This window comes from Micromonospora globispora, assembly GCF_003857015.1.
GTDB lineage: Bacteria > Actinomycetota > Actinomycetes > Mycobacteriales > Micromonosporaceae > Micromonospora > Micromonospora globispora.
Window position 1 is genome coordinate 1 of the sequence record NZ_QGGF01000207.1, and the last position, 3,820, is coordinate 3,820.

Below are 3,820 nucleotides of genomic sequence, written 5' to 3' on the forward strand. Positions count from 1 at the left end.
CCCGACGCTCGGTGCGCGGCGCCCGCCGGCCCGCGACGCCGATGGGCCCGGCGCTCGCGCCGGGCCCATCGCTGCTCGTCGGTACGGGGTCAGAAGGCGCCCGATCCGTTCGGGGTGCCCAGGCCGGTCGGCCCGTCCCAGCCGGTGCGGGCGGTGCACCACTGGGTGGTCGGGCAGCTGCCGTTGGAGCCGGAAGTGATGTCGAACAGCGAGCTGGCGTGGCTGTACGGGTAGTTGTTGTCGATCGAGGCGGTGTTGCCGGCCAGCGCGTAGACCCCGGCGATCACCGGAGCCGAGACGCTGGTGCCGCCGAACACCAGCCACCCGGAGAGGCCCTGGTAGGCCGTGCTGTCGTACACCGCGACGCCGGTGTTCGGGTCGGCCACGGCGGACACGTCCGCGACCGCCCGCTTGGCGCAGCCGGTGCCCACCGAGGCCTGGCCGGAGAGCGCCGTGTTGTACGCCGAGCAGCCGCTGCCCGCGCCGCTCCACACCGTCTCGTTCCAGCCCCGGGTGTTGCTCGAACGCGTCAGCGAGGTGCCGCCGACCGCGGTGACGTAGTGCGACGAGGCGGGGTACTCGACGCCGTAGCCGTTGTCACCGGAGCTGACCGTGATGGCGATGCCGGGGTGGTTGTAGTACGAGCCGTAGTTGGCGTCGGAGGCGTCGGAGCCGCCGTAGCTGTTGCTGATCACGTTGGCGCCGAGCTTTGCGGCCTCGTTCTCCGCCGCGCCGAGGTTGGCGAACGAGTTCGTCTTCGCCTCGACCAGCAGGATCTTGCAGTTGGGGCAGATCGCGGACGCCATGTCGAGGTCCAGCGAGATCTCCTGGGCCCAGCCGCCGTCCTTGCGCGGGTAGGTCGTGCCGCCGTTCTGGTCGACCTTGCGGAAGCAGCCGTTGGCGGTGGTGCACGGCGGCAGGCCGTACTGGCTGCGGTAGACGCCGAGATCGGATTCGGCGGTCGGGTCGTCGAACGCGTCGACGATCGCGATCGTCTGACCGGAGCCCGCCGTCGAGGACGGCAGCTTGTACGCGGACTGGAGGTCGGCCGGCCCGTAGCCGGACGGGGTGGCGTTGGGGGTGACGCCGCCCTTCAGGGGGGTGAGGTCCGTACGCACGACGGCGTGGCAGGACGCCGTCCCGGCCACCGGGGCGGCGCACGAGTGCATGGTGGCGTGGGCGGCGCCGATGGTGGGCTGGGCCTGGGCGGGATTGGCGACGGTCAGCCAGGACGTGGCGGCGGTGGCCGCGACGGCGAGGCCGGCCATGCGACGGGTGATGCGCATGTGGCTCTCCAATGGGGGAGGAAGGAGGAGCTGACCTGCGCGGAAGCCTAGACCCGTTGCTTGGGGCAAGCAATAGGGATCGGTCTATTAGGGGCATGATTCGGGTGCCCTCGGCGTTGCACCCGGAGGGTCCTCGGGCGGCTGTCAGCTGTGTCGCCCATCACCGCCCGACCGGCCTTCACCAGCGGGGCCGGACCGGCCGGGGAATGCCCGCGTACGCTAGGAAGCTGACCAGCAGCAGGGGTGGCCCCTCCAGGCACCGGCAGACCGAAGATCACCGCGGTCTCACCGCGACGATCATCGCGGCGACCAGGTGGATCGGCAGGGACGGCCCGCCCCACCTCGGCAGGTCGGCATCCGCTCCCCCTCGACCGGGGGATCGGCGTGCCAGCCGCCGAAACGGTCGGAACAGCAGTTTCGGCAGAGATCCGGGCGCGCCCGGGGGTGACCCCGGCCCGTGTCCCGGCAACCGCAGACAGGAGTATGGAGGGTATGCAGCTACGCACCGACCTCCGCAACGTCGCCATCATCGCCCACGTCGACCACGGCAAGACGACCCTGGTCGACGCCATGTTGCGGCAGGCCGGCGCCTACGGCGCCCGTGGTGAGGTAACCGAGCGGGTCATGGACTCGATGGACCTCGAACGGGAAAAGGGCATCACCATCCTCGCCAAGAACACCGGCGTGCGGTACATGCCGGCGGACGGGTCCGACCCGGTGACGATCAACATCATCGACACCCCCGGCCACGCCGACTTCGGCGGTGAGGTCGAGCGCGGCCTGACCATGGTCGACGGCGTCGTGCTGCTGGTCGACGCCAGCGAGGGTCCCCTGCCGCAGACCCGGTTCGTGCTCCGCAAGGCTCTCAAGGCCCGGCTGCCGATCATCCTGGTGATCAACAAGGTGGACCGCCCCGACGCCCGGATCAAGGAGGTCGTGGACGACACCTACGAGCTCTTCCTCGACCTGGACGCCGACGAGGAGCAGATCGACTTCCCGATCATCTACGCCTGCGCCCGCGACGGCATCGCCTCGCTGACCCAGCCCGCCGACGGCTCGGTCCCCGACGACAGCCACAGCCTGGAGCCGCTGTTCCGGACCCTGCTGGACACCATCCCGCCGCCCGCGTACGAGGAGGAGGCGCCGCTGCAGGCGCACGTCACCAACCTCGACGCCTCGCCGTTCCTCGGCCGGCTCGCGCTGTGCCGGGTCCGCCAGGGCACCATCCGCAAGGGCGAGACGGTGGCCTGGTGCCGCACCGACGGCAGCACCCAGCGGGTGCGCATCTCCGAGCTGCTGATGACCGAGGGCCTGGAGCGCAAGCCGGCCGACTCGGCCGGTCCGGGCGACATCATCGCGGTCGCCGGCATCCCGGAGATCATGATCGGTGAGACCCTGGCCGACGCGGAGAACCCGAAGCCGCTGCCGCTGATCACCGTCGACGAGCCGGCCATCTCGATGACCATCGGCACCAACACCTCGCCGCTGGTCGGCCGGGTCAAGGGCGCCAAGGTCACCGCCCGGATGGTCAAGGACCGGCTCGACAAGGAGTTGGTCGGCAACGTGTCGCTGCGGGTCCTGCCGACCGAGCGGCCGGACGCCTGGGAGGTGCAGGGCCGCGGTGAGCTGGCCCTGGCGATCCTGGTCGAGCAGATGCGGCGCGAGTCGTACGAGCTGACCGTCGGCAAGCCGCAGGTGGTCACCCGGGAGATCGACGGCAAGATCTGCGAGCCGGTCGAGCGGCTGACCATTGACGCCCCGGAGGAGTACCTGGGCGCGATCACTCAGCTGCTGGCGACCCGCAAGGGCCGGATGGAGCAGCTGGTCAACCACGGCACCGGCTGGATCCGGATGGAGTGGCTGGTTCCGGCGCGGGGCCTGATCGGCTTCCGCACCGAGTTCCTCACCGACACCCGCGGCACCGGCATCCTGCACCACGTCTTCGAGTCCTACGAGCCGTGGTTCGGCGAGCTGCGGACCCGGCAGAACGGCTCGCTGGTCGCCGACCGGGCGGGCGCGGTCACCTCGTTCGCCATGATCAACCTCCAGGAGCGCGGCCAGCTCTTCGTCGAGCCGACCACCGAGGTGTACGAGGGCATGATCGTCGGGGAGAACTCCCGCTCCGACGACATGGACGTCAACATCACCAAGGAGAAGAAGCTCACCAACATGCGGGCGTCGACCTCCGACGAGACCGAGAAGCTGATCCCGCCGCGCAAGCTGTCGCTGGAGCAGGCCCTCGAGTTCTGCCGCGAGGACGAGTGCGTCGAGGTGACCCCGGCCGCGGTCCGCATCCGCAAGGTGGTCCTCGACCAGACGCAGCGGGGCCGGATGGCCGCCCGCCGCAAGCACGCCGGCTGACCTTCCCAGCCCGAACCGGAGCCCCGGACCGCCCCAGGCGGCCCGGGGCTCCGCCGTCTCCCCTTCCCGCGCCCGCCCGCTCAACCTGGGTTGATCATGGAGTTGACGGCGATGTCGATCTTCAAAACCGCCGTCAACCCCATGATCGACAGGCCCTGGGGGGGCGGGAGCGG

The 3,820-nt window shown here is 70.5% G+C and carries 2 protein-coding genes; one reads left to right on the forward strand and one right to left on the reverse strand.

Features of this window, described 5'->3' with window-relative positions; genetic code table 11:
• Nucleotides 1-89 precede the first annotated feature (89 nt).
• The gene (locus DKL51_RS08355) at nucleotides 90-1,286 is read right to left on the reverse strand and encodes a S53 family peptidase (RefSeq protein ID WP_109947982.1); all 1,197 of its coding nucleotides are present in this window, start codon (nucleotides 1,284-1,286) and stop codon (nucleotides 90-92) included.
• 492 nt (nucleotides 1,287-1,778) lie between these two features.
• Here DKL51_RS08355 and typA point away from each other — a divergent pair, with 492 nt between their 5' ends.
• The gene (gene typA / locus DKL51_RS08360; RefSeq protein ID WP_109947983.1) at nucleotides 1,779-3,647 is read left to right on the forward strand and encodes a translational GTPase TypA; all 1,869 of its coding nucleotides are present in this window, start codon (nucleotides 1,779-1,781) and stop codon (nucleotides 3,645-3,647) included.
• Nucleotides 3,648-3,820: the final 173 nt, after the last annotated feature.